We start from the raw sequence: 23,685 nt of genomic DNA, 5'->3' as shown, positions 1-23,685 counted from the left end.
TCTCATGCTGGATTACACTGCCATGATCCTTGCAATCGGGCCTGAACTCTGGCTCGCAGCAACTGCTCTGATCGGCGTGCTTTTGGGCGCCGTTCTGAAAGACAAGTTCAACGCGCTTGCCTTCAAGTTCGGTGCGCTCGTCCTATTCGCGGCTGCGGCATTCTCTCTGATGAACTATCAGGGCGGAGAAGCCTTCAATGGCCTGGTGCGCACGAATACCTTTGTGAACTTCGCCAAGTTTGTGAGCTATGCGATCGGCGGAGTTACGCTGCTAATGTCCGAAGGCTTCCTGAAGCGCCACAACACAATTCGCTATGAGTATGCCCTGCTGACGATCTTCGCCAGCCTCGGCATCGGAATGATGCTGTCTGCGGCTGATTTGATGACTCTCTATATGGGCGTTGAGACCCTCAGCTTGTCATCCTACGTGATGGCCGCATTCCACCGCGACTCGATCCGTTCTTCCGAGGCCGGCCTGAAGTATTTTGTTCTTGGTTCGCTGGCGTCCGGAATGCTGCTCTATGGCGCGTCGCTGGTCTATGGCTTTGCGGGATCGACCGAATATGTGGCGATTGCCGCCGCCGAACCTTCGGTCGGAATGATGTTCGGCATGGTCCTCATGATCGTCGGTCTGGCATTCAAAGTCTCCGCAGCGCCGATGCATGTCTGGACACCGGATGTGTATGAAGGCTCCCCGACACCGGTTGCCGCCTTCTTTGCGACCGCTCCGAAGATGGCTTCCATGGTTGTGTTCGCGAATGTGATGTACACAGTATTTGGTGGCGTCATTGAGCAATGGCAGCTGATCCTGTCGATCATCGCAGCTCTGTCCATGATCATTGGGTCCCTTGGCGCGCTGACGCAAACCAACATCAAGCGACTGCTCGGCTATTCCTCGATTGCCAATATCGGGTATGCGCTTGTGGCTGTCGCTGCCGGGCAGGAATTCGGCGCGGGGCCTCTGCTTGTCTTCATGACCTTGTATGTCATTGCTTCGCTCGGCCTATTTGCCGGTGTGCTGTCCATGCGGCGCAGAGGCGGAATGGTTGAAGGTGTCAACGAACTGGGCGGTCTTATGCGCAAGCGCCCTTGGCTGGCGATTGCCCTGTCTGTCCTGATTTTCTCCATGGCCGGTCTGCCACCCTTCGGTGGCTTCTTCGGGAAGTGGGAAGTACTGAATGCGGGTCTGGATGCCGGACTGTTGCCACTGGCCGTTATCCTGGTGCTCGCATCCGTTGTGTCGCTTGGCTACTATCTGCGTCTGATCAAGATCATGTGGTTTGATGAGCCGACAGAGAAGTTCGAAGCAATTGATGGGTCCGTTACCTTTACGGTCATCGCCTCGGCTGTGCTGACGGGTGTGGTCTTCCTGGTGTTCATCTACCAGCTGTCAGGTTGGGCCGGGAACGCTGCTGCGGGTCTGCCGATTTGAGACTCGACTGGCCCGTATATCATTTGGGCGTCATAGACAGCACGAACACGGAAGCCCAGCGCCGTGCCAAGGCTGGCCACATCGAGAACTGCTGGCTGGTCGCTGAATCTCAGACCGCAGGCCGGGGACGTTTGCAGCGCCCCTGGCTGTCGTCTTCCGGGAACCTGTTTTCCAGTGCGTTCTTCAGAGAGCCTGGCGGCATATCTATCGCAGCGCGTCTGCCCTTTGCGACCGCGTTGGCTGTGTCGGACATGGCTGCCATCATAGCGCCAGGGGCTCCGGTTAAACTGAAATGGCCGAATGATGCGCGCGTCAATCAGGCAAAGCTTTCCGGCATTCTGATTGAGACAGGCGGGCAGGGACAGGATTTCTGGGTTGTCGCCGGCATAGGCATCAACATTGCCGAGTGTCCGGAAGGTACGAGTCAGGCGACCACCTGCATTCATGATCTGAGGGGCGATACGCTCATCAGCGCCGAAGACGCGCTCTCCGTACTGAGAGAAACTTTTGCGCGTCGTCTGGAACAGGCAAGACAAAGCTTTGAGCCCCTTCGCGAAGACTGGTTGAAGGTGGCGGAAGGTCTGGGAGAGACCGTTCGGGTCACGGTCTCAGATAGCCCCGTCGAGGGCGTTTTCGAGGATATGGCTCCAGATGGCGCCCTTATTCTGCGATTGCCCAATGGGGAACGGCAGATGATAAGGGCGGGGGATGTCTCCCTGATAGGAAGGACATAGGCTTATGCTGTTGGCGATCGACGTTGGTAACACCAATACGGTGTTTGGTATTCACGACGGTGAAAACTGGATCAATCAGTGGCGCAGCGCAACGGACGCGACAAAAACCGCAGACGATCATGCCGCGTGGTTGTGGCGTCTTGCCGACATGTACAAGGTCGATCTGCACCAGATCAAAGGCTGCGTGATTTCCACTGTTGTGCCGCAAGCACAGTTCAACTTCCGGAATCTGGCGCGTCGCTATTTAGAAATTGAGCCTATGTTTATTGGCGATCCTCATCTCAAGACAGGTGTCGAAGTTCGCATTCACCGGCCGGAACAGGTCGGCGCTGACCGGATTGTCAGCGCACTTGGGGCCCATGTCAGCTATCCGGGGAATCTGATCGTGATCGACAGCGGCACGGCAACCACATTTGATGTGGTCTCAGAAGATGGCGGCTTTGAAGGCGGTATTATTTCGCCCGGTATCAACCTCTCCGTACGTGCTTTGCATGACGCCGCCGCCCAGTTGCCACGGATTGCCATTCAGCGTCCTCAGCATGTTATTGGCCAGGATACTGTAAGTGCCATGCAGTCAGGTGTGTTCTGGGGGTATATTGATTTGATTGATGGGATCGTCCGTCGCATCAAGGCCGAATATGGAAAACCCATGCAGGTTGTCGCCACGGGAGGTGTTGCCTCCCTCTTTGAAGGCGCCAGCGAAACTATAGATCATTATGATCAAGATATTACTATCCGCGGCCTCCTGGAAATTTATCACCTGAACAGTTGAGATTTATGGCAGACACAGAAGACATCGCAAACGAACTGGTCTTCCTGCCAATAGGTGGGTGCGAAGAGATAGGCATGAACCTCAATGCCTATGGCTACGGCCCTGCGCATGATCGCAAATGGATTCTTGCGGATCTTGGCGTGACATTCGGTTCGCTGGATACGCCAGGCATTGATCTGATCTGCTCAGATCCTTCTTTTCTGGTAGGTGAGAAGATTGAGGCGATCTTCCTGACGCACGCGCACGAAGACCACATAGGTGCCGTCGGTCTTCTGTATCCGCGACTGCAGACAAAGGCGCAGATCTACGCAACCCCTTTCACCGCGGAACTGGTGCGCACCAAAATGGAAGAGAGGGGCGTAGATACGTCCGTTCTCAAGCCGGTTGCTCTGGGTGGCACAGTCAAGGCAGGCCCCTTTGAGGTGACCTATGTGACGCTGACACACTCCATTCCTGAGCCGAATGCCCTGGCCATCCGTACGCCGGCCGGGATCATCCTGCACACAGGGGACTGGAAAATCGACCCGTCGCCGCAGATTGGCTCGAAGACCGATATCAAGGCCCTGACGGCGCTCGGCGACGAAGGTGTTCTCGCCATGGTCTGCGACTCCACGAATGTTTTTGAAGAGGGGGAGTCCGGTTCAGAAGAATCCGTACGAGATGGGCTGATCCAACTGATCGCCAGCCAGCGTCAGGCTGTAGCGGTGACGACGTTCGCGTCCAATGTCGCGCGCGTAAAGTCTGTCATCGAGGCAGCTGAGCTTGCTGGCCGCGCTGTCTGCCTGGTCGGCCGCAGCATGCACCGCATTACGGATGCCGCGAAGGCCGTCGGAATCTTGCCTCCCACGCTTGAATTCGTGGACGAGGCTGATGCGGCTCACATTCCGGCAGAGCATATTCTTTACCTGTGCACGGGTAGCCAAGGGGAGCCACGGGCCGCCCTGACGCGTATTGCCCGCGGCGACCATCGTAACATTTCCTTGCATCAGGGGGACACGGTGATCTTCTCCTCCCGGCTTATCCCGGGAAATGAGAAGGGCATCTTCCAGCTTCAGAACTCTCTTGCGGACCAGGGCGTCAGAGTGATCACACCGCGCATGGTGCCCGAGAAGATCCACGTATCCGGCCATCCCTGCCGGGATGAGCTGAAGCGTATGTATCAATGGGTACGTCCGCGCATTGCCGTGCCAGTACATGGCGAGAGGCGCCACATCATGGAGCATGCGACTTTCGCGAAGTCACTACAGGTTCCTGAAGCGATTGCGCCGCGCAATGGCAGCCTTGTCCGCCTGGCGCCCGGCGATGCAGAAATTATAGATCTCGTGCCGGCAGGGCGCCTCTATCTGGATGGCAACAAGCTGGTCCCGGAAGGTGCTCAAGGCATTGATGAGCGTCGGAAACTGTCTTGGGGCGGCATCGTCTTTGCCTCTCTCACACTTGATGATGATGGACAGATTCTTGATGGCCCGATCATTGTGACCAAGGGTCTGTCCGAGGGGGACGGTCGTCTGGCGGATGAGAGCGTAGAGCCTCTGGAGATCGCCGCTGAGGACGCCATCAACAAGATGAAGCGCCGGGATCGCTCGGACGATGAAAGTGTCGAGCGCGCGATTGGCCGCGCCATCCGCAAGGCATGCCTTGCAGCTTTTGGGCATCGGCCCATTATTGAAGTGATTGTATTACGGAGTTGATCACCATGTCTGAATTCAAAATCGGTCCCTTGAACCATGTCGGCGTTGCTGTGCCGGATCTTGAAGAGGCATGTGAAACCTACCGAACGCTTTATGGCGCAACAGATATCACCACGCCCTTCGATATGCCGGAGCAGGGTGTGAAGGTGTGCTTCGTGAATTTGCCAAACAGCCAGATCGAACTTATCGAACCTCTGAACGAAGACTCGCCAATCCATAATTTTATTCAGAAGAACCCCAAGGGTGGGCAGCATCACGTTTGTTTTGAAGTGGATGACGTCCATCAGGCTGTTGAGGAAATGGGCAAGCGCGGGGCGACTGTTTTGGGTAAGCCGCGTATCGGCGCACACGGAACGCTCATTATCTTCGTACATCCGAAGAATTCTAACGGTGTCTTGATCGAACTGATGGAAACACCTGAGGGACATCACTGATGACCATCACAAGCGCCCTTGTCGTTTTTACGATTTGCTGGTGGCTCTGCTTTTTTGTGGCGTTGCCGATCGGTGTGCGGGGACAGTGGGAAGATGATTCCACTATTCCAGGCACTGAAGAGGCAGCCCCCAAGCATCCCATGCTCATGAAAAAAGTATTATGGGCTTCAGTCGGCGCGGTCGTCCTGACAGCAATCGCAGCTGTGGTCGTGCCACGCCTTCTTGCGCAATAGGCGCAGCTGCGGCTAGGTGGGCCACATTCAGTGCGCGATCACGGAGATTCCATGCGTCTTTCGAAGTATTTCCTTCCCGTTTCAAAGGAAGCGCCGTCAGATGCGGCGATTGCCTCCCACCAACTGATGCTGCGCACGGGAATGGTCCGCCAGAACGGGGCAGGCATCTATACATGGTTGCCACTGGGCCTGAATGTTCTGAAGAAGATCGAGCAGATCGTTCGGGAAGAGCTGAACCGGGCCGGTGCTATCGAAATCCTGATGCCAACGCTGCAGCAGGCGGACCTCTGGAAAGAGTCCGGCCGCTATGAGGCTTATGGCAAGGAGATGCTGCGCATTACGGATCGTCATGATCGCGAGATGCTGTACGGCCCAACCAATGAAGAGCTCGTGACCGATGTGTTTCGCAGCTATGTCAAAAGCTACAAGCAGTTGCCGCTGAACCTCTATCATCAGCAATGGAAATTTCGTGACGAGATCCGTCCGCGCTTCGGTGTGATGCGTGGCCGCGAATTCCTCATGAAGGATGGCTATTCCTTCGATCTTACCCCGGAAGATGCGCGCCGCTCATATAACCGTATGTTCTGTGCGTATCTGAACGCGTTTGAGCGTATGGGCCTGACGGCTGTCCCTATGCGGGCAGACACAGGCCCTATTGGTGGAGATCTGAGCCACGAGTTCATCATCCTGGCCGATACGGGCGAAAGCGCTGTCTTCTGCGACAAGGCCCTGCTGGAAATGCCTGCGCCAGGCGCGGATCTCGATTTCGATGCAGACCTGACCGCTGAGGTCGAGAAGCGCACACAGCATTATGCTGCGACGGATGAGATGCATGACGAAGCGGCCTTTGCCGAACTGCCGGAAGAGCGGCAGGTGTCGGCGCGCGGCATCGAAGTGGGCCATATCTTCTATTTCGGGACCAAATATTCCGAGCCCATGAATGCCTTGGTACAAGGGCCAGATGGACAAATGGTGCCTGTGGAAATGGGCAGCTATGGCATTGGCGTGTCCCGTCTCGTCGGCGGCATCATTGAAGCCTGTCATGATGAAAATGGCATCGTGTGGCCTGAGGCAGTGGCACCCTTCCATGTCGGCCTGATCAATATGCGCGTTGGCGATGAGGCTTGCGATAATGCCTGCAACCAGGCTTATGCGGCGCTGACCGATGCTGGCATCGATACGCTTTATGACGACACGGAAGACCGCGCAGGCGCGAAATTCGCGAGAATGGACGTCATCGGTTTGCCCTGGCAGATCGTGATTGGTCCGCGGGGTATCGCAAATGGCGTTGTTGAGGTGAAGAACCGCAAGACTGGCGAGAAATCAGAATTGTCCGTTGCGGATGCTCTGGCCATGGTGCGCCCATCATGAGTGAATTGCCTTCCGCCGCAGCGCCCTTTGGCAAGCTGGAGCGCACTCTGGCGTGGCGCTATCTGCGCGCAAAGCGTGAGCATGGCGGAGCCAGCCTGATCTCAATCATTTCCTTTGTTGGGATTTTCTTCGCCGTTGCTGCGCTGATCATCACCATGTCCATCATGAGCGGCTTTCGCGCCACCTTGCTGGATGCGCTTCTGGGTGGTCAGCCGCATGTCTATGGGGTTGTTGCGTCCTATACGGAAGAAGAAGCCGAGCAGATTGCCGATGCAATCAGCAAGATCAAAGGCGTGTCGAGCGTCTCTCCATATATCGAGGAATATGTGCTCGTTACGGCTAATGGCCGGAAGACCGGTGCTGCTGTGCGGGCAATTCGTCAGGAAGATCTGGCAACGATGCCCTTCCTCAAGGATGGCGGCAAGGCGGCTATTGAGGCCGGTTTTGGGGAAGGCCGCAATGGCGGCGATGTCATCATGATGGGGGCTTTTCTTGCGGCAGGACGGGAGGGGCTTGGCGTCAAACCGGGCGACAAGGTCGAGATTATCACCTCGCAGACCAATGCGGGCCCTATGGGCTCTACGCCGCGCAGTAAGTCCTATACGGTCGGGGATATATTCAAGACAGGTAGCGTAGAACTCGACAGGCTCTACATCTTCATGCCGATGAAGCAGGCCCAAATCCTGTTCCAGTCCAAGGATCATTATCAGATGCTGGATATCAGGTTGGATGATCCAAACAAGACTCGCGAAGCCATGGATGCTATCGCAGAGGCGACTGGCAATGCGCTCTACACGTTTGACTGGAAAAGCCAGCGGGCAGGGTATCTGAATGCGTTGCAGGTTGAGCGTACAATGGTGCGTCTGCTGGTCATGGTGATCATGGGGATCGCCACGCTCAACATCATTGTTGGTGTTGTCATGCTGGTGAAGAACAAGACAAGAGATATCGCCATTCTCAGGACGATCGGTCTGGGGCGGGGCGGCGTGTTGCGGGTCTTCCTATTGGTCGGCACTACGCTTGGTATGCTGGGCGCGATGCTGGGTATGTTAATTGGTGTGCTCGTCGTCATGAATATCAGTGCTGTGGAGGCCTTCATCAATCTGTTCGTTCCAGGGCAGGTCTTTGACGCCGAAGTCTACGGGCTGGAGGGCTTACCAGCCATTCTGGACTGGGGCGAAGTCCTCCGCACAGGTCTTTATGCCTTGGGCATGTCGATGCTTGTCTCGATCATCCCGGCCTGGTGGGCATCCCGTCAGGATCCGGTCAGCGCGCTGAGGTTCGAATAATGACGGGTCCTGTTCTCGAACTGATCGGAATTGATCGCTACTACCGCACGGCGGCAGGCGAACTGCACGTGCTAAACAATACTGACCTCCAGTTGAATGCAGGAGAGCTTGTGGGGCTCGTCGGGCCTTCCGGGTCTGGCAAGTCAACCCTGTTGCACACAGCTGGCCTGCTGGAGCGCCCTGAAGCCGGAAAAGTCATGCTGGATGGCATAGACTGTCTGGCGCTCGATGATGCCGGTCGCACGGCCATCCGGCGTAGCAAGATCGGCTTTGTCTACCAGTTTCACCATTTGCTGCCGGAGTTCAGTGCTGCAGATAATATTGCGATGCCGCTGATGATCGCTGGCGAGAAGAAGGCCGTGGCCCGCGAGAAGGCGGAGCATCTGCTGGGCGAAATGGGGCTCAATGATCGCGGGAATCACCAGCCCGCCCAAATGTCTGGCGGGGAGCAGCAAAGGGTTGCCATCGCGCGAGCGCTTGCGAACGATCCCAGGCTCGTGATCGCCGATGAACCTACAGGTAATCTGGATCCGGGAACCACAGAGCGCGTTTTCGCGACCCTGATCAATATGGTGCGTAATGAAGGCGCCGCAGTTCTGGTCGCGACACACAATTTTTCCCTGACCCGTCATATGGACCGGATCCTGACTTTGGAAGATGGCAAGCTGGTCGATTACCAACCAGCCTGACCCAAACTTGTGAAAAGCTCTTCCGGACTGTGCCCCTCAGCTCTGGTCTGAAGCAGGCTGGCAACGTATCCTGTCGTCAGGAGAATGCCCTGTGTCTGAGTCGCCCTTTATCCATCTGGCCGTAAGGTCCAGCTACTCCCTGCTGGAGAGCATGATCACGCCTAAGGGGCTGAAAGCCTGGTGCGTCGAGCAGGGCATGCCGGCTGTTGCGATCACGGACAGGAATAATCTGTTTGGCGCGCTGGAGATTTCGCTCACCCTGACGGACGCAGGCATCCAGCCGATTATGGCATGCTGTTTCGATGTGACGGACGGCGTTCCGAAGAGCGACCCTACGCGCATCTCTCTCTATGCTCAGAATGAAGTCGGCTACAAAAGGCTGATGTATCTGTCTTCACGCTCCTATCTGGATGCAGATGATGGCGTGCCGAAGCTTTCCCGTGATTTGCTGCTGGAGCAAACCGAGGGCCTGATCTTGCTGACAGGCGGCGCGGAAGGCGAGGTGGCTCGCCATCTGCTGAAGGGGCGCCTTGCAGATGCTCGTACAGAGCTTTCCATGCTCGCCGCAGCATATCCGGGCCGGTGCTATGTTGAGATCACACGCCACGGCACAGCGGATGAGTATGCGGTTGAAGAAGACCTGATTAATCTCGCCTATGATTTGGATCTGCCGCTTGTCGCGACGCATGATGTTCGCTTCATGAAGGCGGGAGATGCTAAAGCGCATGACGCGATGATGTGTATTGCGAATGGCCAGTACCTTGGCCAGGAAGACCGCAAGCGTGTTGATCCGTCACAATACCTCAAGACAGCTGATGAGATGCGCGAGCTGTTCGCGGATCTGCCGGAAGCCATTGAGAACACGTCAGAAATCGCTCGCCGGTGCGCCATCAAGGCCGAGACACACAAACCTATCCTGCCAAACTTCTCCAAGGAAGGGCGGTCGGAATCTGAAGAGCTTCGCAAGCAGGCCATTGAGGGCCTGGAATATCGTCTCGATGCTGCTGACAAGCTCTATGCTGAGCGTGAAGTCTATTTCGAGCGGCTTGATTACGAGCTGTCGATTATCGAGCGTATGGGCTTCCCCGGCTACTTTCTGATCGTTTCGGACTTTATCAAATGGGCCAAGGAGAACGGCATTCCTGTGGGGCCAGGCCGGGGGTCTGGTGCGGGCTCTGTGGTTGCCTGGGTGCTGTTGATTACAGACCTGGATCCTCTCCGGTTCGACCTGCTGTTCGAGCGCTTCCTGAACCCGGAACGTGTCTCCATGCCAGACTTCGACGTTGACTTCTGTCAGGAACGGCGCGGCGAGGTCATTCGCTATGTGCGCGACAAGTATGGCGCTGACTCCGTGGCAATGATCATCACCTTCGGTACACTACAGGCGAAGGCTGTGGTGCGCGATGTCGGCCGTGTAATGCAGATGCCTTACGGTCAGGTGGACCGTCTGGCCAAACTAATTCCGTTCAACCCGGCAAATCCGCCCAAGCTTCAGGATGCGATTGACGACGAGCCGAAGTTCCAGGACGAGATCGACGCCGATGAGCGCGTCGAGGAATTGCTCGAAGTCGCGCTGTCTCTCGAAGGGAAGTATCGGAACGCTGGTACACACGCTGCGGGTGTTGTGATTGGTGACCGACCGCTGGTCGAGCTTGTGCCTCTCTACAATGATCCGAGGGCTGATCTTCCTGCCACTCAGTTCAATATGAAATATGCCGAGCAGGCCGGACTCGTGAAGTTCGACTTCCTTGGCCTGAAGACCCTGACGGTTATTGATCGTGCACTGAAGTTCATTCGGCGCGATGGACGGGATGTTGGGACTGAGTGGCAAAGCCTTGACGACAAGGCGACCTATGATCTGATGGCTAGCGGCGATACGCTTGGTGTCTTCCAGCTGGAAGGCGCCGGTATGCGCGATACGCTGAAGAAGGTGCGCCCTCATAGCCTGGAAGACGTGATCGCCATCATCTCGCTCTATCGTCCGGGCCCGATGGAAAACATCCCTGTCTATATCGAAGGCAAGGAAAACCCCGAGGGCGTGAAATACGCCCATCCTGATCTGAAGCCGGTCCTTGAGGCAACGTATGGCGTACCGGTCTATCAGGAACAGGTGATGCGGATGGCTCAGGAGATTGCCGGGTATTCGCTCGGCGATGCTGACCTCCTGCGCCGCGCCATGGGTAAGAAGAAGATCGAAGAGATGATCGCCCAGCGCCAGCGTTTCGTGGAGGGCGCTGCGGCGAACAAGGGTATGGAAGCCTCGCTGGCCAACGAGATCTTCGATACGATGGAGAAGTTCGCGGGCTACGGCTTCAACAAATCCCACGCTGCCGCCTATGCCCTCATCGGGTATCACACGGGGTATCTGAAGCGGCATTTCGCGGTGGAGTTCCTGGCTGCTTCGATGAGCCTGGACCTAGGTAATACCGACAAGCTGGCGGCGTTCTTCCAGGAAGCAAAGCGTCTAAAAATTCCGGTTCTGGGGCCGAATGTGAACGCGTCTAGCGCCGACTTCGATGTGCGTGACGGCGCGGTTGTCTATGCCTTAGGCGCGCTGAAAGGCGTCGGTCTGGAGGCGATGAAACATGTCGTTCAGGTCCGCAACGAAGGTGGGCCGTTCAGGGATCTGTATGACTTCGCCGAACGTGTCGATCCGCGTCACGTGAACAAGAAGGCGTTCGAATCCCTGGCAAAGGCCGGTGCGTTCGATTGCCTGGATGCCAACCGGGCCAAAGTGCTGGCTGCGGCGCCATTGCTGGCGAACCTCGCTGTCTCTGCGGCTCAGGACCGGCAGGGCGGGCAGGGCGGTCTCTTCGCTGAAGCGGAGCCAGCCTTGCGTCCCGTGCTTCCCAAGGCAAAGGCCTGGAATGGACAGCAGAAGCTTGATGCAGAATTCAAGTCGATAGGTTTCTATTTTTCAGGCCACCCACTGGATGACATTCTGGAGGGGCTGGACCGTGATCGTGTGACACTCGCCATGGAAGTTGAAGAGCGCGCTTCAGATGGCAAGCCGCTCGAAATGATCGGTGTAGTGCGGGCCCGTAGTGACAAGCCTGCGCGGAATGGCGGCAAGTTCGCCTTCCTCACCTTGTCTGACCCGTCAGGCGAGATCGAAATGATGGTTTTCCCTGAGACTTTGTCACAGAATTATGATCTGCTGCAGGTCGGAAACGCAGTGGCCATTACAGTTGGCGTCAAAAGAAACGCTGAGGAAATCCGCCTTAATGCAGAGCGCGTCCTCAAGCTGGAAGCTGCGCGGCTGTCCAAATCCATGGGAGCCCTCAAGATCAGGCTCTCTGTCGGGGCTTTTGTCCGGGATATTGCGGGCGTCGTTGGGCATCTCGCGAAGCTGCCAGACCTTGAAAGAGGGGAAATCCTCATCGAAATGCCGCTTGAGGATGGCAGATTGGTCACGCTTAAACTGCCGTCGACCTACACGATTGGGCTCAGCGCGCAGCGCGCCCTCAAGGATGCGCCCGGTGTCGAGCGCGTCGAACCCCTGAAAGCCGCCTGACAAAAGGCGTTCAGAGCATCTTGCGGCCTTGGGGGATTTATGTATAAGCCGCCCCATCAGAAACCAGTTCACGGGTGCATCCGGTGCTGCGGGCCATGAGGGTCCAAAGTTCCACTCGTGACGGCCAACCGGATGGAGACAATCTATGGCCCTACCTGACTTCACCATGCGTCAGCTGCTCGAAGCTGGCGTTCACTTCGGTCACCAAACCCACCGCTGGAACCCGCGCATGAAGCCGTACATCTACGGCGACCGCTCCGGCATTCACATCATGGACCTGTCGCAAACTGTTCCAGCGCTTCACCAGGCGCTCGTGTTCGTGCGTGACACTGTCGCCAAAGGCGGCCGCGTCCTGTTCGTGGGTACAAAGCGTCAGGCTGCAGAGCCGATTGCTGAAGCCGCACAACGCTGCGCTCAATACTACATGAATCACCGTTGGCTGGGCGGCACGCTCACCAACTGGTCCACCGTTTCCCACTCCATCAAGCAGCTCAAAGAGCTGAATACGATGTTCGAAAGCGGCAGCGGCCAGGGCCTGACCAAGAAAGAACTGCTTGATCTGGAGCGTCGCCGCGACAAGCTGCAGCTCTCCCTCGGTGGTATTGCTGACATGGGCGGCCTGCCGGCTGCCATGATCGTGATCGACACCAACAAGGAAGCCATCGCTGTTCAGGAAGCTCGCAAGCTGGGTATCCCGGTTGTTGCAGTGCTCGATACCAACTGTGATCCGGCTGATGCCGATTACGGCTTCCCGGGCAATGACGATGCAGCTCGTGCGATCTCCCTCTACTGCAACCTGTTTGCTGACGCCGTTCTGGACGGTCTTGCAGAATCGACTGCAGGCCTCGGTGTGGACCTGGGTGAGCTGGAAGACGTTGACGCTCTTGCAGAAGCCGATGTGGCGACTGCTGAAAGCGAAACGGCTGAAGATAAGACGGGTGCCTGAGTTCGGGCATCCGAACTGAAGACGAAACTGAAGGAATACAGCAATGGCTGAGATTACCGCTGCGCTAGTGAAAGCACTGCGCGAGAAAACCGGTGCGGGCATGATGGACGCCAAGAAGGCGCTCGTCGAGAATGGCGGCGATGAAGCCGCCGCGATCGACTGGCTGCGTGCGAAAGGCCTCTCGAAAGCTGCGAAAAAGTCTGGTCGTACTGCCGCTGACGGCCTCGTTTCCGTTCAGGTTTCCGAGGACGGCAAGACCGGTGCAATCGTTGAGCTGAACGCTGAGACGGACTTCGTTGCCCGCAACGAGACGTTCCAGACCGCTCTGGCAGGCATCACAAAAGCTGCGCTGGATACAGATGGCTCTGTTGAGGCTCTGTCTGCTGCACCATCTCCGGATGGCGAAGGTAGTGTTGATGACCTGATCAAGCGTCTGATCGCGACGATCGGTGAGAACATGACGCTCCGCCGTAGCGCGAAACTGACGGCTGACGGCAAAGTCGCTTCCTACATCCACAACGCCGAAACGGCTGGCATGGGTAAGGTTGGCGTTCTTGTCGCTCTGGACGGTTCTGGCGATCTGGAAGACCTGGGCCGCAAGGTTGCAATGCACATCGCTGCAACGTCGCCTGCTGCTGCCACTACGGATGAGCTGGACCCGGCGCTGGTCGAGAACGAAAAGCATGTCCTGACCGAGCAGGCTCGCGAAAGCGGTAAGCCTGACAATGTCATCGAGAAGATGATCGTTGGCCGGATGCAGAAGTTCTACAAGGAAGTTGTCCTTGTCGAGCAGCCTTTCGTCATGAACCCCGATCAAACGGTCGGTAAGTTCCTCGAAGAGAATGGCGCCACCCTGAAGGGCTTCGTGCACTTCAAGCTGGGTGAAGGCATCGAGAAAGAAGCAGACAACTTCGCTGACGAAGTTGCTTCCATGACAAAAGGCAGCTGATCAGGCTTGCCTTTCTGCCCACAAAGGGCTTTGAACATCCCGGTCGCCCATGACAGGCGGCCGGGAATCTTTTAGGAGCCTATATGGCTTCAAATTATGGAGATGCCGTCTATGCCGAGTGATGAGGCCGACACCACCCCCTTGAAGTATAAAAGGGTCTTGTTGAAACTCTCCGGTGAGGCACTGATGGGCCCCGGGCAATTCGGTATCGATATCCCAACCTGCGAGAATTTCGCGCGTGCCATCAAGGCGGCACAGGAGACTGGCGCTGAGATCTGTTTGGTGATTGGCGGAGGCAATATCTTCCGCGGCGTGGCAGGGGCAGCCAAGGGGATGGAACGCGCTCAGGCCGATTCCATGGGCATGCTGGCGACAGTTATGAATGCGCTTGCCATGCAGAGCGTTCTGGAAAGCCTTGGCGTGCCGACGCGTGTCCAATCTGCCATCCGGATGGAAGCGATTTGTGAGCCCTACATTCGCCGCCGTGCGCAGCGTCATATGGAAAAGGGCCGTGTTGTTATCTTTGCAGCCGGTATCGGCAATCCATTCTTTACGACCGATACAGGCGCAGCCCTGCGCGCGATTGAGATGAACTGTGATGCTCTTCTAAAGGGCACACAGGTGGATGGCGTCTACACTGCCGATCCCAAGCTCGACTCCAGCGCCACGCGGTATGACGAAGTCGGCTACCAGGAATTGCTGGCCAAGGATCTGCGCGTCATGGATTCGTCTGCAGTCAGCCTCATGCGCGACAATAACATCCCTATTGTCGTTTTCTCATTGAAAGAGGAGGGATCCTTGCTGAAAGTGCTGCACGGCAAGGGGACATCAACTACAATTACAAATAACGGAGCGTCTGCATCATGAGTTACAGCAAGAAGGATCTTGAGCGCCGCATGGATGGCGCACTTGCGTCACTTGCCACGGAATTCAGTGGCCTTCGCACAGGCCGCGCCTCAGTGAACCTGCTGGATTCGGTTATGGTGCCCGCCTATGGCTCCACCGTGCCGCTGAACCAGGTCGCTTCCGTCACAGTAACAGACAACCGCATGTTGTCCGTCAATGTGTGGGACAAGTCGGTTGTCGGCGCGACTGACCGCGCTATCCGTGAGTCTGGGCTCGGCTTGAACCCGGTCACCGACGGGCAGAATTTGCGCATTCCGATTCCGCCGCTGAATGAAGAGCGCCGCGCAGAACTTCAGAAAGTGGCTGGCAAATATGCTGAAGCCGCCCGTGTAGCTATCCGTAACGTCCGCCGTGATGGCATGGATAGCCTCAAGAAAATGGAGAAGGATGGTGAGATCAGCGAAGACCGCCTGCATTCCCTTTCTGATGAGGTGCAAAAGCTCACGGATACCTATGTCGCCCGTGTCGATGAGGCACTGAAGGCAAAAGAAGCCGAGATCATGCAGGTCTAATGTCCTCTGTTGCCGCCTCTGTGTCCTCTGGTGATGGGGGTGGCAAACCGCCTGTGCCGACGCATGTCGCCATCATCATGGATGGGAATGGCCGTTGGGCAAAAGCCCGTGGCCTTCCCCGGGCTGCCGGTCATGAGCGCGGCGTTGAGGCGCTTCGCAAGGTTGTTGAGGCGGCTGGTGAGATCGGCATCAAATATCTCACGGTCTATTCCTTCTCGACCGAGAATTGGCGCCGTCCTGCCTCTGAGGTTAGCGCGCTTTTTGGTCTGCTGAAAACGTATATGCAGAAGGATCTCAACCGCCTCCGCAAGGAAGGCGTGAAGATCACCATCATCGGACGGCGTGAAGGCCTCCCCAAAGACATTGCGGACCTGGTGGCCAAGGCTGAACGCGACACGAAGGACAATGATCGCTTCTATCTGAACATCGCTTTCAATTATGGCGGTCGGGAAGAAATTGTGCGGGCCGTGCGCAAAGTGGCCACAGAGGCTGCGGCAGGACGTGTGGAGCCTGAGAGCATCACCGAAGACATGTTTGCGGATTATCTCGACACACGCGGCATGCCGGACCCCGATCTTCTGATACGCACCAGCGCAGAGTACAGGTTGAGCAACTTCCTGCTCTGGCAGATTGCCTATAGCGAGTTTGTCTTCCTGGATGTGCTTTGGCCTGACTTTGACAGAGGCTGGCTAGAGAAGGCCGTAATGGTCTATCAAGAGCGCGAGCGTAGATTCGGAGCCGTAACTCAGGGGGAGTTGTAATGGGTGACTGGACGCCCCCCGATAGCCGATTTTCCCAAATCGGGCAGCGGCTCCTGACCGCACTTGTACTGATCCCCATAGGTCTTGCGGTTGTATGGTATGGCGGATGGTGGCTCGCCATCGCGTGTGCTGTGTTTGCGGCAATTATGTCCTGGGAATGGGCCAGGATGAGCGGGCACCCTAGGGGCTTCCTGTTGTGCCTGATGTCTGCGGTCTTCTGTCTGAGCCTCCCGCTAGGGCTCATGTGGTTGCAGGTGTTGATTGGCGTGCTCGGGGCCGTCTTTGCCTTCATGAGTGCTGTAGGCCGTTATCAGAACCGACTGACGGCCATTATGGGCCTCGTTTATGTAACCGCCATCGCGGCTGGTCTCTGGTGTCTGCGTGAGGGCCCATGGGACGGGCGTGAGGCGGCCTTGTTTTTCATGTCCTTTGTGTGGGCCTCTGATGCGTCTGCCTATTTTGTTGGGCGAGGCCTGGGCGGCCCGCGTCTTATTCCTCAGGAGAGTCCGAACAAGACGTGGAGCGGGGCGCTTGGCGCAATCGCGTTCACCAGTATTTGCGGAATTGCCGCAGCAGACCTGCAGCAATCCAGCCTTGTCGTATGGATGCTTGCTGCCGCCACACTTTCGATTACAGCTCAGGCAGGGGATTTGCTCGAAAGTGGTCTGAAGCGCCGCTTTCACGTCAAGGATTCCAGCAATCTATTGCCCGGACATGGCGGCGTTCTGGACCGCGTCGATGGTCTCGGCGCAGTGGCGGTCATCGGATCTCTGGCGCTGTGGCTTTATCCGCCTCTCAGGGATGCTCTAGGGTTTTTGTCATGACGGATACGCGCCGCATCAGTATCATGGGCTCTACAGGCTCAATCGGCACGTCCGCACTGGATGTCGTGCAGCATGCCAATGCGGTGGGCGACGTCCGGTTTGAGGTCTGTGCGCTTGCCGCGGGCTCGGATGCCGAACTTCTGGCGAGACAGGCCATAGCCTGTAGCGCTGAGATTGCCATTATCGCAGATGAATCCAGACTCCCGGAACTGAAAGAGCGCCTGGCAGGTACGAGGATCGAGGCTGCTGCAGGCGATGCCGCCATTGAGGAGGCCGCGAGCCGTCCGGTTGACCGGGTTCTTGCCGCCATTGTGGGGGCAGCAGGTTTGCACTCAACCTTGTCCGCCGTGCGAGCGGGTAATGATATTGCCATCGCCAACAAGGAGAGCATCGTCTGCGGCGGCAGGCTGATCCTTCAGGAAGCCCGCAAAGCCGGGGTCAAGGTTCTGCCGGTCGATTCCGAGCATTCGGCTATCTTCCAGTGCCTCGGAGATGGGCGCCAATTGGATCAATTGACGATCACGGCCTCTGGCGGACCTTTCCGGACCGCGAGCCTTTCAGAGATGAGATCAGCATCCCCTCAGCAGGCTGCTGCGCATCCCAATTGGAGCATGGGCATCAAGAACTCGATCGACAGTGCCACACTGATGAACAAGGCCCTTGAGTTCATTGAGGCGGGTTTCCTGTTCGGTACTGAAGGCGAGCGTATTGAGGTGTTGGTGCATCCACAGTCCATCGTTCACGGCATGGCTCATTTCACCGATGGCTCCGTCATTGCACAGCTTGGTGCACCGGATATGCGTACGCCCATTTCATATGCCTTAGGCTGGCCTGAGCGAATCGCCACGACAGTCGACCGTCTGGACCTCGGGGCGATTGGCCGACTGGATTTCGAGCCCGTGGATGCAGAACGATTCCCCGCCATACGCCTTGCACGAGAGGCCTATTCCCATGGGGCTGGCGCCACGACCGTATTAAATTGTGCTAATGAATCAGCCGTTTCTGCATTTATCGCGGGTCAATGCGGGTTTCTCGACATAAGCTGGGCAGTAGAAGAGACGCTGAATGGTTATTTCGCGGGAAGCATGAGTGGGATGGCATGTGATACCCTCGAAGAAATTGCCCTTCTGGACGATTACAGCCGGAAAGTGGCGGCAGACTTGCTTGAGAAGGCCCGGAGCCGAGTAGGAGGATAAGCTTTGGGGGAATTTCTCAGCCAGGGACCGCTGTTTCTGATCTGCCTCATCTTCATGATGGGGATCGTCGTGGTTATTCACGAACTTGGCCACTATGTCGTCGGTCGCTGGTTCGGTGCAGCCGTGGAATCCTTCTCTATCGGTTTTGGCAAACCTGTTTACGAGCGCACTGACAAGAACGGTACACGCTGGCGCGTGAACTGGATTCCGCTTGGAGGATTTGTGAAATTTGTCGGGGAAGGCCAGCTTGCTGGCGATGTCGGCAAAATCGAAACAGGACCTGTCGGCAAGCCTTATTCTGATCTTGGTACGGGCCAGCGTTCACTGGTCAGCTTGGCCGGGCCTTTTGCAAACTTCATTCTCTCCAGCCTGATCTTCGCGTTGATTCTTGGCGTGCATGGTCGGCCTAACCTTCAGGTTGGCGTCATGGGCGTTACCGATGGTGGAGCCGCACAGACGGTCGGCATGAAGGAAGGCGACTCCATACTTGAGATCAACGGCAAGAAAATAACCAATACGGGCGAAGTCATTGTCGCGATCATGCTGAATCCCAATGAGCAGATGGACTTCCTGGTCCAGCGCGGTGACGAACGAAAGCACCTGGCGGTTACGCCGGTAGAAGTCGTTCGGGAGAATGATTTTGGCCAAAAGGTTCCTCAGGCGACAATCGGTATTGCGCTGGGGGCCGTCTCGTATGGAGACCGTATAACTTACAACCCTGTTGAGGCCCTGGGGCAGGGTGTTCTGGAAACCGGATCTACCATTGATCAGACGGTTACCATGCTAAGCCGCATCGTAACGGGCAAGATGTCCATGCATGCCATGACGGGGCCTGTAGGAATTGGGGATATCTCCCGCCGGGCGGTTAATAAGGTGTGGTCACAGGAGCAACTTACACCTTGGCAGCGCTTGCAGCAGCTCTTCTGGATGCTGATCAGCATTTGCGCTGCGATATCCGTCGGAGTGGGCTTCTTTAACCTTCTGCCGCTGCCGGTTCTGGATGGCGGACACCTTGTATTTAATGCATATGAGGCCGTTACGGGGAAGGAGATGCCGCAAAAAGTGCAGGAAGTGGCCCTGACATTCGGTTTGATCCTGTTATTGGGAATGGTGGTGGTGATCACTTGGGGTGACATCATCGAGACCGGCTTATTCGGAGCAAGAGGCGGCTAAGCCGTTTGCCGAACTAATCTAGAGAGTGTGTCGACGATGCGTAAGTTTCTTGCAGCAACCTTAATGGCGACCAGTGCCGTAGCCTTCAATACGGCTATGGGGCCCATGGGAACTGCCGATGCACAGGAAGACAGCCGTTATGGCGGTACGATCCGGTCCATCATTGTTGAGGGTAATCAGCGTATCGAAGCGCGCACCGTTCAGTCATACTTGCTCGTTGAACCGGGCGACCCATTCAGCCCTGACCGAATCGATCTCTCCCTGAAGACGCTGTTTGCGACGAATCTGTTCGCTGACGTTTCCATCGACAGGGTTAATGACGACCTGCTTGTGCGCGTCGTGGAAAACCCGATCATTAACCGCGTTATCTTTGAAGGTAACCGCGCCCTTGATGACGATAAGCTGAAAGAAGACATTCAGGCCGCTCCCCGTGGGATTTTCACCGCGGCGCGTGTGCAGTCTGATGTGCAGCGTATTCTGGAGCTCTATCGCCAGTCCGGTCGTTTTGCCGCGAAAGTCGAACCTCAATACAAGCCGCTAGAGCAAAACCGCGTTGATCTGATCTTCGAGATTACCGAAGGCCCGGTAACCGGCGTTCGCGCGATCAACTTTATCGGCAACAAGGAATACTCAGACTCCCGCCTTCGCAGCGAGATTGTCACGCGTCAGTCCCGATTCTGGCGCTTCTTCAGTTCCAATGATAACTATGATCCCGGCCGCCTCGAATACGACCGCGACCTGCTGCGTCAGTTCTACCAGAACAATGGCTATTACGATTTCCGCGTGACCTCCGCTGTTGCGGAACTGACGCCGGACCAGAAAGACTTCTACATCACCATGACGGTGGACGAGGGACGTCAGTACAATTTCGGCGAAGTCAAAGTGGAGACGGCGCTTGAGAAACTGAACCCGGCTGCCCTGCGCCGCGCTGTTCCGATCCAGGAAGGTGCCTTGTTCCGTGGTGACGCCATCGAAGAAACCATTGATGCGCTGACCTATTCCGCGGGTATTGCCGGCTACGCGTTCGTGGATATTCGTCCGCAACTGGATGTGAACCCGGAAACGGGCAATATCGACGTAACCTTTGCCGTGGATGAAGGCCCGCGCGTTTACATTGATCGCATCAATATTGTCGGAAACACCCAGACCCTGGATCGTGTTATCCGGCGCGAGCTGCGTATTTCCGAAGGGGATGCGTTCAACCGTATCCTTCTTGACCGTTCGCGTAACCGCGTTCGTGCGCTCGGCTACTTCAAGGATGTCGAGATCGTTGAAACGCCGGCAGAAGAGCCCGATCGAACCATCGTCGACATCAAGGTTGAGGAGCAGCCTACGGGTGAGCTTTCATTTGCGGCCGGTTTCTCGTCTGCTGATGCCTACCTGATCGATGTGAGCGCTTCGCAGCGCAACTTGCGTGGTCGCGGTCAGTCCGTAGTCGCGCGGGTATCTGCGTCCAGCCGTCAGCAGATTGTCGATTTCCGCTTTACCGAACCGCGCCTATTTGATCGTAACCTATCTGGCGGGATCGACCTGTTTGCGACCAAGCAGGATTATGAGCGTTACTCCTACTTCAACAGTGAAACGATCGGTGCGGGCCTTCGCGTAGGCTTCCCGCTGACAGAGCGCATGCAGCTCGGGCTCAGCTATCGCTTGCAATCGGATGACGTGAACGTCACCGACCGCAATTACATCATTGATGCCAATGGCTTCTTCGTCACTGATATTATTCAGACGGCAGGTGCAGACACGCCTGAAGATAGATCTGATGACCGCTATCGCGCCGTTGAAGAAGGGGATGCCGGACCAGGCGAGCGGGTCGTAGACCAGTGTTCCCCGGCATACGTTCTGCGCGACACGATCTGCCGTGCAGAGCGCAGCGATATTTCCAGCATCATCGGCTATAATTTCTATTGGGACCGTACCAACGACCCCATCAGGCCGTCGCGCGGCTTTGATTTCCGTTTCAGCCAGGACCTCGCAGGTCTGGGTGGCGACGTGAAATATCTGCGTACGGAATCATCTGCCACATTCTACCGTGGCATCTGGAAAAGCATGATTGCCAGCGCGCGCTTCTCTGGCGGGTATGTCTTCCCGCTGGAAGACGGCCAGGGCGTACGTATCAACAACCGCTTTTTCCGTGGCGGCAGCACATTCCGCGGCTTTGATGTCGCCGGTCTGGGGCCGCGTGAGATTGTGAAGGAAGTGGATCCGGAGACGGGTGAAGTCATCCGTACGCGCCGCCTGAACTCTCAGGGCGGTAACGCATACTACCAGGGTACATTCGAGTTGAGCCTGCCAAACTTCCTTCCGGAAGAATATGGTATCCGTAGCGCCCTGTTCACCGAAGTTGGCTCACTGGGCACGCTGCGGGGCTCGGATGTCGGCCAAACAATCTACTATACAAGCCAAAGCGGAAACCCCTCTGTGCGCATGACCAAGACGGCCGCATCGCTGCGGGCTTCGGCGGGTCTAAGTGTTTTCTGGGATTCTCCATTCGGTCCGATCCGCTTCGACTTCTCGCAAATTCTTCGCAAGGAAGACTATGACCGGACAGAGACGTTCCGGTTCTCCACGTCTACACGTTTCTAAGTTTCAAGCCCCAACCAGGAGGAGACTATAATGTCCCGACTAAAACAGATTTTTCTTGCCATGGCGGTTGCTTTTGCAGCCCTCGTGGCTGTTGCCCCGGCTGCGAGTGCACAAGGCACGACAGTCATAACGATTGATGAGGCAAAGATCCTGCGCGACAGCAAGGCTGGCAAGGACATCCAGACAAAGCTCCAGAACATCGAAGCCCAGATTAATAACGAACTGGAGCCGACCCGCGCTTCCCTTGAAACCGAAGGTAAGAGCCTGAACGCTCAGCTGCAGGGCAAGACACGTGAGCAAGTTGCTGGCGATGCTGCTCTTGTTGGCAAACTGCAGGCCTATGACAAGAAAACTGCCGATTTTGGCCGTGCCCGTCAGAAGGCTTCTCAGGAATACTCCCTTACGGAGCGTCAGGCGCTTGTTAATTTCAATAAAGCTCTTGAGCCTGTTCTGATGCAGGTTGTGCAAGAAAAGAACGCCCAAGTCGTGATGTCTCGCAGCGCCGTTATCTACAGCACCGAGGCAATCGATGCGACGGCGTCTGTGATCACCAAACTGGACGCTGCTACGCCGACGATCAATGTCGTGCGTCAGCGCATTCCTGATCAGCCTGCCCAGCAGTAGCGAGGACTTACCGTGCCAGTCGATCCCCGTTTTTATGCGCCTTTGGGGGCTTTGACGCTAAAAGATTTGGCGGAGCGTACTGGTTCGGAGCTGCACGGCGATGAAAGCCTGCAGATTACCGGACTCTCCTCGGCAGGCACTGGCCGCCGGGGAGATATCGGGTTTCTTGACGGGGATGGCAAAACTCCCGTTGAGATCAGCGCAGATATTTCCGCACTGTTTGTGAATGCGGCCAATGTCAAACATGTGCCGGAAAGCGTGGCTTATCTTGTCACATCTGTGCCGCGTTATGCGCATGGTGCAGCAGCGTTGGCGATGTATCAGCCCCGCCATCTGGTCTGGCATGGCTCTGAAGCCATTTCACCCGAAGCCTCCATACATGAAGAGGCGATCATTGCGCCAGGTGCGGTTATCGGCCCCGGTGCCGTGATTGGCGAGCATTCAGTTATCGGTGCGAACGCCATTATCGGACCGGGTGTCCAGATTGGCCGCAATTGTTCTGTTGGGCCAGGCGCAAGTGTTTACTGCGCGCTTGTCGGTGACAACGTGAAATTGCTGGCTGGTGCCCGGGTCGGCGAGACTGGCTTTGGCGTGATGCCCGGCCCGAAGGGGGCAGAGGATGCCCCCCATTATGGCCGTGTGATCCTGCAGGATCATGTAACAATTGGAGCCAATAGCTGCATTGATCGCGGCGTCTTTGACGACACGATCATAGGCGAGCGCACGAAGATCGATAATCTCTGCCAGATCGCTCACAATGTTGTTCTCGGCCGGTCTGTGCTTGTCGCCGCTTTTGGCGGCATCTCAGGCTCTGTCCAGGTCGGTGATGGTGCAATGCTTGGTGGCCGTGTTGGTATTGCCGACCATGTGAAAGTTGGCGAAGGCGTATCGCTTGCTGCCTCTGCAGGCCTGTTCCGAGATATCGAGGCAGGCGAGACATGGGGCGGAACACCTGCAAAGCCTATCCGCCAATGGATGCGCGAAGTTGCATGGTTGCAGAAGAATGCAAACCCGAAGAAAACGGGGTAGGCTAGGCATCCTCGCCT

The 23,685-nt window shown here is 56.6% G+C and carries 21 protein-coding genes; all 21 read left to right on the top strand.

Going from position 1 to position 23,685, the window contains the following annotated elements; all coding sequences use genetic code 11:
* Nucleotides 1-4: 4 nt before the first annotated feature.
* The 21 genes from nuoN (at nucleotide 5) to lpxD (ending at nucleotide 23,668) form a co-directional block, all read left to right on the top strand.
* Nucleotides 5-1,432, top strand: a complete 1,428-nt coding sequence (gene nuoN / locus HY29_RS02435) for an NADH-quinone oxidoreductase subunit NuoN (protein ID WP_034791479.1) — start codon at nucleotides 5-7, stop codon at nucleotides 1,430-1,432.
* Nucleotides 1,429-2,166, top strand: coding sequence for a biotin--[acetyl-CoA-carboxylase] ligase (locus HY29_RS02430; RefSeq protein ID WP_034791478.1), 738 nt, complete (start codon nucleotides 1,429-1,431; stop codon nucleotides 2,164-2,166). The genes nuoN and HY29_RS02430 overlap by 4 nt, the downstream gene beginning before the upstream one ends.
* Before the next feature lie 4 nt (nucleotides 2,167-2,170).
* Nucleotides 2,171-2,938 (top strand): type III pantothenate kinase, encoded by a 768-nt coding sequence (locus tag HY29_RS02425; protein WP_034791477.1) that lies wholly within the window; start codon nucleotides 2,171-2,173, stop codon nucleotides 2,936-2,938.
* Between the two features lie 5 nt (nucleotides 2,939-2,943).
* A complete protein-coding gene (locus HY29_RS02420) occupies nucleotides 2,944-4,629 on the top strand; it encodes a ribonuclease J (RefSeq protein WP_034791470.1) in 1,686 nt (561 codons plus the stop codon).
* Nucleotides 4,630-4,634: 5 nt separating this feature from the next.
* Complete coding sequence (mce, locus tag HY29_RS02415; protein WP_034791468.1) at nucleotides 4,635-5,063, top strand: methylmalonyl-CoA epimerase; 429 nt, start codon at nucleotides 4,635-4,637, stop codon at nucleotides 5,061-5,063.
* Nucleotides 5,063-5,296, top strand: a complete 234-nt coding sequence (locus tag HY29_RS02410) for a DUF1467 family protein (protein ID WP_034791466.1) — start codon at nucleotides 5,063-5,065, stop codon at nucleotides 5,294-5,296. Before mce ends, HY29_RS02410 begins: the two co-directional genes overlap by 1 nt.
* A 51-nt stretch (nucleotides 5,297-5,347) precedes the next feature.
* Nucleotides 5,348-6,667 (top strand): proline--tRNA ligase, encoded by a 1,320-nt coding sequence (proS, locus tag HY29_RS02405; protein ID WP_034791454.1) that lies wholly within the window; start codon nucleotides 5,348-5,350, stop codon nucleotides 6,665-6,667.
* On the top strand, nucleotides 6,664-7,956 hold the full coding sequence (locus HY29_RS02400) for an ABC transporter permease (protein WP_034791452.1): 1,293 nt from the start codon (nucleotides 6,664-6,666) through the stop codon (nucleotides 7,954-7,956). The genes proS and HY29_RS02400 overlap by 4 nt, the downstream gene beginning before the upstream one ends.
* Nucleotides 7,956-8,645 carry an ABC transporter ATP-binding protein gene (locus tag HY29_RS02395; protein WP_034791450.1) on the top strand — a complete coding sequence of 230 codons (690 nt, stop codon included), beginning with the start codon at nucleotides 7,956-7,958 and terminating at the stop codon, nucleotides 8,643-8,645. Before HY29_RS02400 ends, HY29_RS02395 begins: the two co-directional genes overlap by 1 nt.
* Before the next feature lie 91 nt (nucleotides 8,646-8,736).
* Complete coding sequence (dnaE, locus tag HY29_RS02390; RefSeq protein WP_034791448.1) at nucleotides 8,737-12,159, top strand: DNA polymerase III subunit alpha; 3,423 nt, start codon at nucleotides 8,737-8,739, stop codon at nucleotides 12,157-12,159.
* A gap of 145 nt (nucleotides 12,160-12,304) precedes the next feature.
* A complete protein-coding gene (gene rpsB / locus HY29_RS02385) occupies nucleotides 12,305-13,105 on the top strand; it encodes a 30S ribosomal protein S2 (protein WP_034791445.1) in 801 nt (266 codons plus the stop codon).
* Between the two features lie 43 nt (nucleotides 13,106-13,148).
* Nucleotides 13,149-14,054, top strand: a complete 906-nt coding sequence (gene tsf / locus HY29_RS02380) for a translation elongation factor Ts (RefSeq protein WP_034791443.1) — start codon at nucleotides 13,149-13,151, stop codon at nucleotides 14,052-14,054.
* Between the two features lie 102 nt (nucleotides 14,055-14,156).
* On the top strand, nucleotides 14,157-14,921 hold the full coding sequence (pyrH, locus tag HY29_RS02375) for a UMP kinase (protein WP_422119910.1): 765 nt from the start codon (nucleotides 14,157-14,159) through the stop codon (nucleotides 14,919-14,921).
* Entirely contained in the window at nucleotides 14,918-15,472 is a 555-nt protein-coding gene (frr, locus tag HY29_RS02370) for a ribosome recycling factor (protein ID WP_034791433.1), read from the top strand. Before pyrH ends, frr begins: the two co-directional genes overlap by 4 nt.
* Entirely contained in the window at nucleotides 15,472-16,233 is a 762-nt protein-coding gene (locus HY29_RS02365; protein ID WP_155838179.1) for an isoprenyl transferase, read from the top strand. The genes frr and HY29_RS02365 overlap by 1 nt, the downstream gene beginning before the upstream one ends.
* The gene (locus HY29_RS02360; RefSeq protein WP_051601061.1) at nucleotides 16,233-17,057 is read left to right on the top strand and encodes a phosphatidate cytidylyltransferase; all 825 of its coding nucleotides are present in this window, start codon (nucleotides 16,233-16,235) and stop codon (nucleotides 17,055-17,057) included. The genes HY29_RS02365 and HY29_RS02360 overlap by 1 nt, the downstream gene beginning before the upstream one ends.
* Nucleotides 17,054-18,253 carry a 1-deoxy-D-xylulose-5-phosphate reductoisomerase gene (dxr, locus tag HY29_RS02355; protein ID WP_034791430.1) on the top strand — a complete coding sequence of 400 codons (1,200 nt, stop codon included), beginning with the start codon at nucleotides 17,054-17,056 and terminating at the stop codon, nucleotides 18,251-18,253. Before HY29_RS02360 ends, dxr begins: the two co-directional genes overlap by 4 nt.
* A 3-nt stretch (nucleotides 18,254-18,256) precedes the next feature.
* Nucleotides 18,257-19,426, top strand: a complete 1,170-nt coding sequence (locus tag HY29_RS02350) for a M50 family metallopeptidase (protein WP_034791429.1) — start codon at nucleotides 18,257-18,259, stop codon at nucleotides 19,424-19,426.
* Nucleotides 19,427-19,462: 36 nt separating this feature from the next.
* A complete protein-coding gene (gene bamA / locus HY29_RS02345) occupies nucleotides 19,463-22,015 on the top strand; it encodes an outer membrane protein assembly factor BamA (RefSeq protein WP_034791427.1) in 2,553 nt (850 codons plus the stop codon).
* A 30-nt stretch (nucleotides 22,016-22,045) separates the two neighbouring features.
* The gene (locus HY29_RS02340) at nucleotides 22,046-22,639 is read left to right on the top strand and encodes an OmpH/Skp family outer membrane protein (RefSeq protein WP_034791425.1); all 594 of its coding nucleotides are present in this window, start codon (nucleotides 22,046-22,048) and stop codon (nucleotides 22,637-22,639) included.
* A gap of 12 nt (nucleotides 22,640-22,651) precedes the next feature.
* Nucleotides 22,652-23,668 carry a UDP-3-O-(3-hydroxymyristoyl)glucosamine N-acyltransferase gene (lpxD, locus tag HY29_RS02335; protein ID WP_034791423.1) on the top strand — a complete coding sequence of 339 codons (1,017 nt, stop codon included), beginning with the start codon at nucleotides 22,652-22,654 and terminating at the stop codon, nucleotides 23,666-23,668.
* Nucleotides 23,669-23,685 lie beyond the last annotated feature (17 nt).

Origin of the sequence: Hyphomonas beringensis, from assembly GCF_000682755.1 — a bacterium.
In the GTDB taxonomy this organism is placed as follows: Bacteria; Pseudomonadota; Alphaproteobacteria; order Caulobacterales; family Hyphomonadaceae; genus Hyphomonas; species Hyphomonas beringensis.
Note: the sequence above shows the minus strand (reverse complement) of the source record. Positions and strands in the feature narration are given on the sequence as shown.

What these genes read in the sequence shown, in the direction of transcription:
- HY29_RS02410 (WP_034791466.1), top strand. Translation starts at nt 5,063, where the DNA reads ATGACCATCACAAGCGCCCTTGTCGTTTTTACGATTTGCTGGTGGCTC.
- dxr (WP_034791430.1), top strand. Translation starts at nt 17,054, where the DNA reads ATGACGGATACGCGCCGCATCAGTATCATGGGCTCTACAGGCTCAATC.
- HY29_RS02395 (WP_034791450.1), top strand. Translation starts at nt 7,956, where the DNA reads ATGACGGGTCCTGTTCTCGAACTGATCGGAATTGATCGCTACTACCGC.
- HY29_RS02400 (WP_034791452.1), top strand. Translation starts at nt 6,664, where the DNA reads ATGAGTGAATTGCCTTCCGCCGCAGCGCCCTTTGGCAAGCTGGAGCGC.
- pyrH (WP_422119910.1), top strand. Translation starts at nt 14,157, where the DNA reads ATGCCGTCTATGCCGAGTGATGAGGCCGACACCACCCCCTTGAAGTAT.
- HY29_RS02360 (WP_051601061.1), top strand. Translation starts at nt 16,233, where the DNA reads ATGGGTGACTGGACGCCCCCCGATAGCCGATTTTCCCAAATCGGGCAG.
- frr (WP_034791433.1), top strand. Translation starts at nt 14,918, where the DNA reads ATGAGTTACAGCAAGAAGGATCTTGAGCGCCGCATGGATGGCGCACTT.
- HY29_RS02340 (WP_034791425.1), top strand. Translation starts at nt 22,046, where the DNA reads ATGTCCCGACTAAAACAGATTTTTCTTGCCATGGCGGTTGCTTTTGCA.
- nuoN (WP_034791479.1), top strand. Translation starts at nt 5, where the DNA reads ATGCTGGATTACACTGCCATGATCCTTGCAATCGGGCCTGAACTCTGG.
- bamA (WP_034791427.1), top strand. Translation starts at nt 19,463, where the DNA reads ATGCGTAAGTTTCTTGCAGCAACCTTAATGGCGACCAGTGCCGTAGCC.
- proS (WP_034791454.1), top strand. Translation starts at nt 5,348, where the DNA reads ATGCGTCTTTCGAAGTATTTCCTTCCCGTTTCAAAGGAAGCGCCGTCA.
- HY29_RS02365 (WP_155838179.1), top strand. Translation starts at nt 15,472, where the DNA reads ATGTCCTCTGTTGCCGCCTCTGTGTCCTCTGGTGATGGGGGTGGCAAA.
- HY29_RS02425 (WP_034791477.1), top strand. Translation starts at nt 2,171, where the DNA reads ATGCTGTTGGCGATCGACGTTGGTAACACCAATACGGTGTTTGGTATT.
- tsf (WP_034791443.1), top strand. Translation starts at nt 13,149, where the DNA reads ATGGCTGAGATTACCGCTGCGCTAGTGAAAGCACTGCGCGAGAAAACC.
- rpsB (WP_034791445.1), top strand. Translation starts at nt 12,305, where the DNA reads ATGGCCCTACCTGACTTCACCATGCGTCAGCTGCTCGAAGCTGGCGTT.
- HY29_RS02420 (WP_034791470.1), top strand. Translation starts at nt 2,944, where the DNA reads ATGGCAGACACAGAAGACATCGCAAACGAACTGGTCTTCCTGCCAATA.
- mce (WP_034791468.1), top strand. Translation starts at nt 4,635, where the DNA reads ATGTCTGAATTCAAAATCGGTCCCTTGAACCATGTCGGCGTTGCTGTG.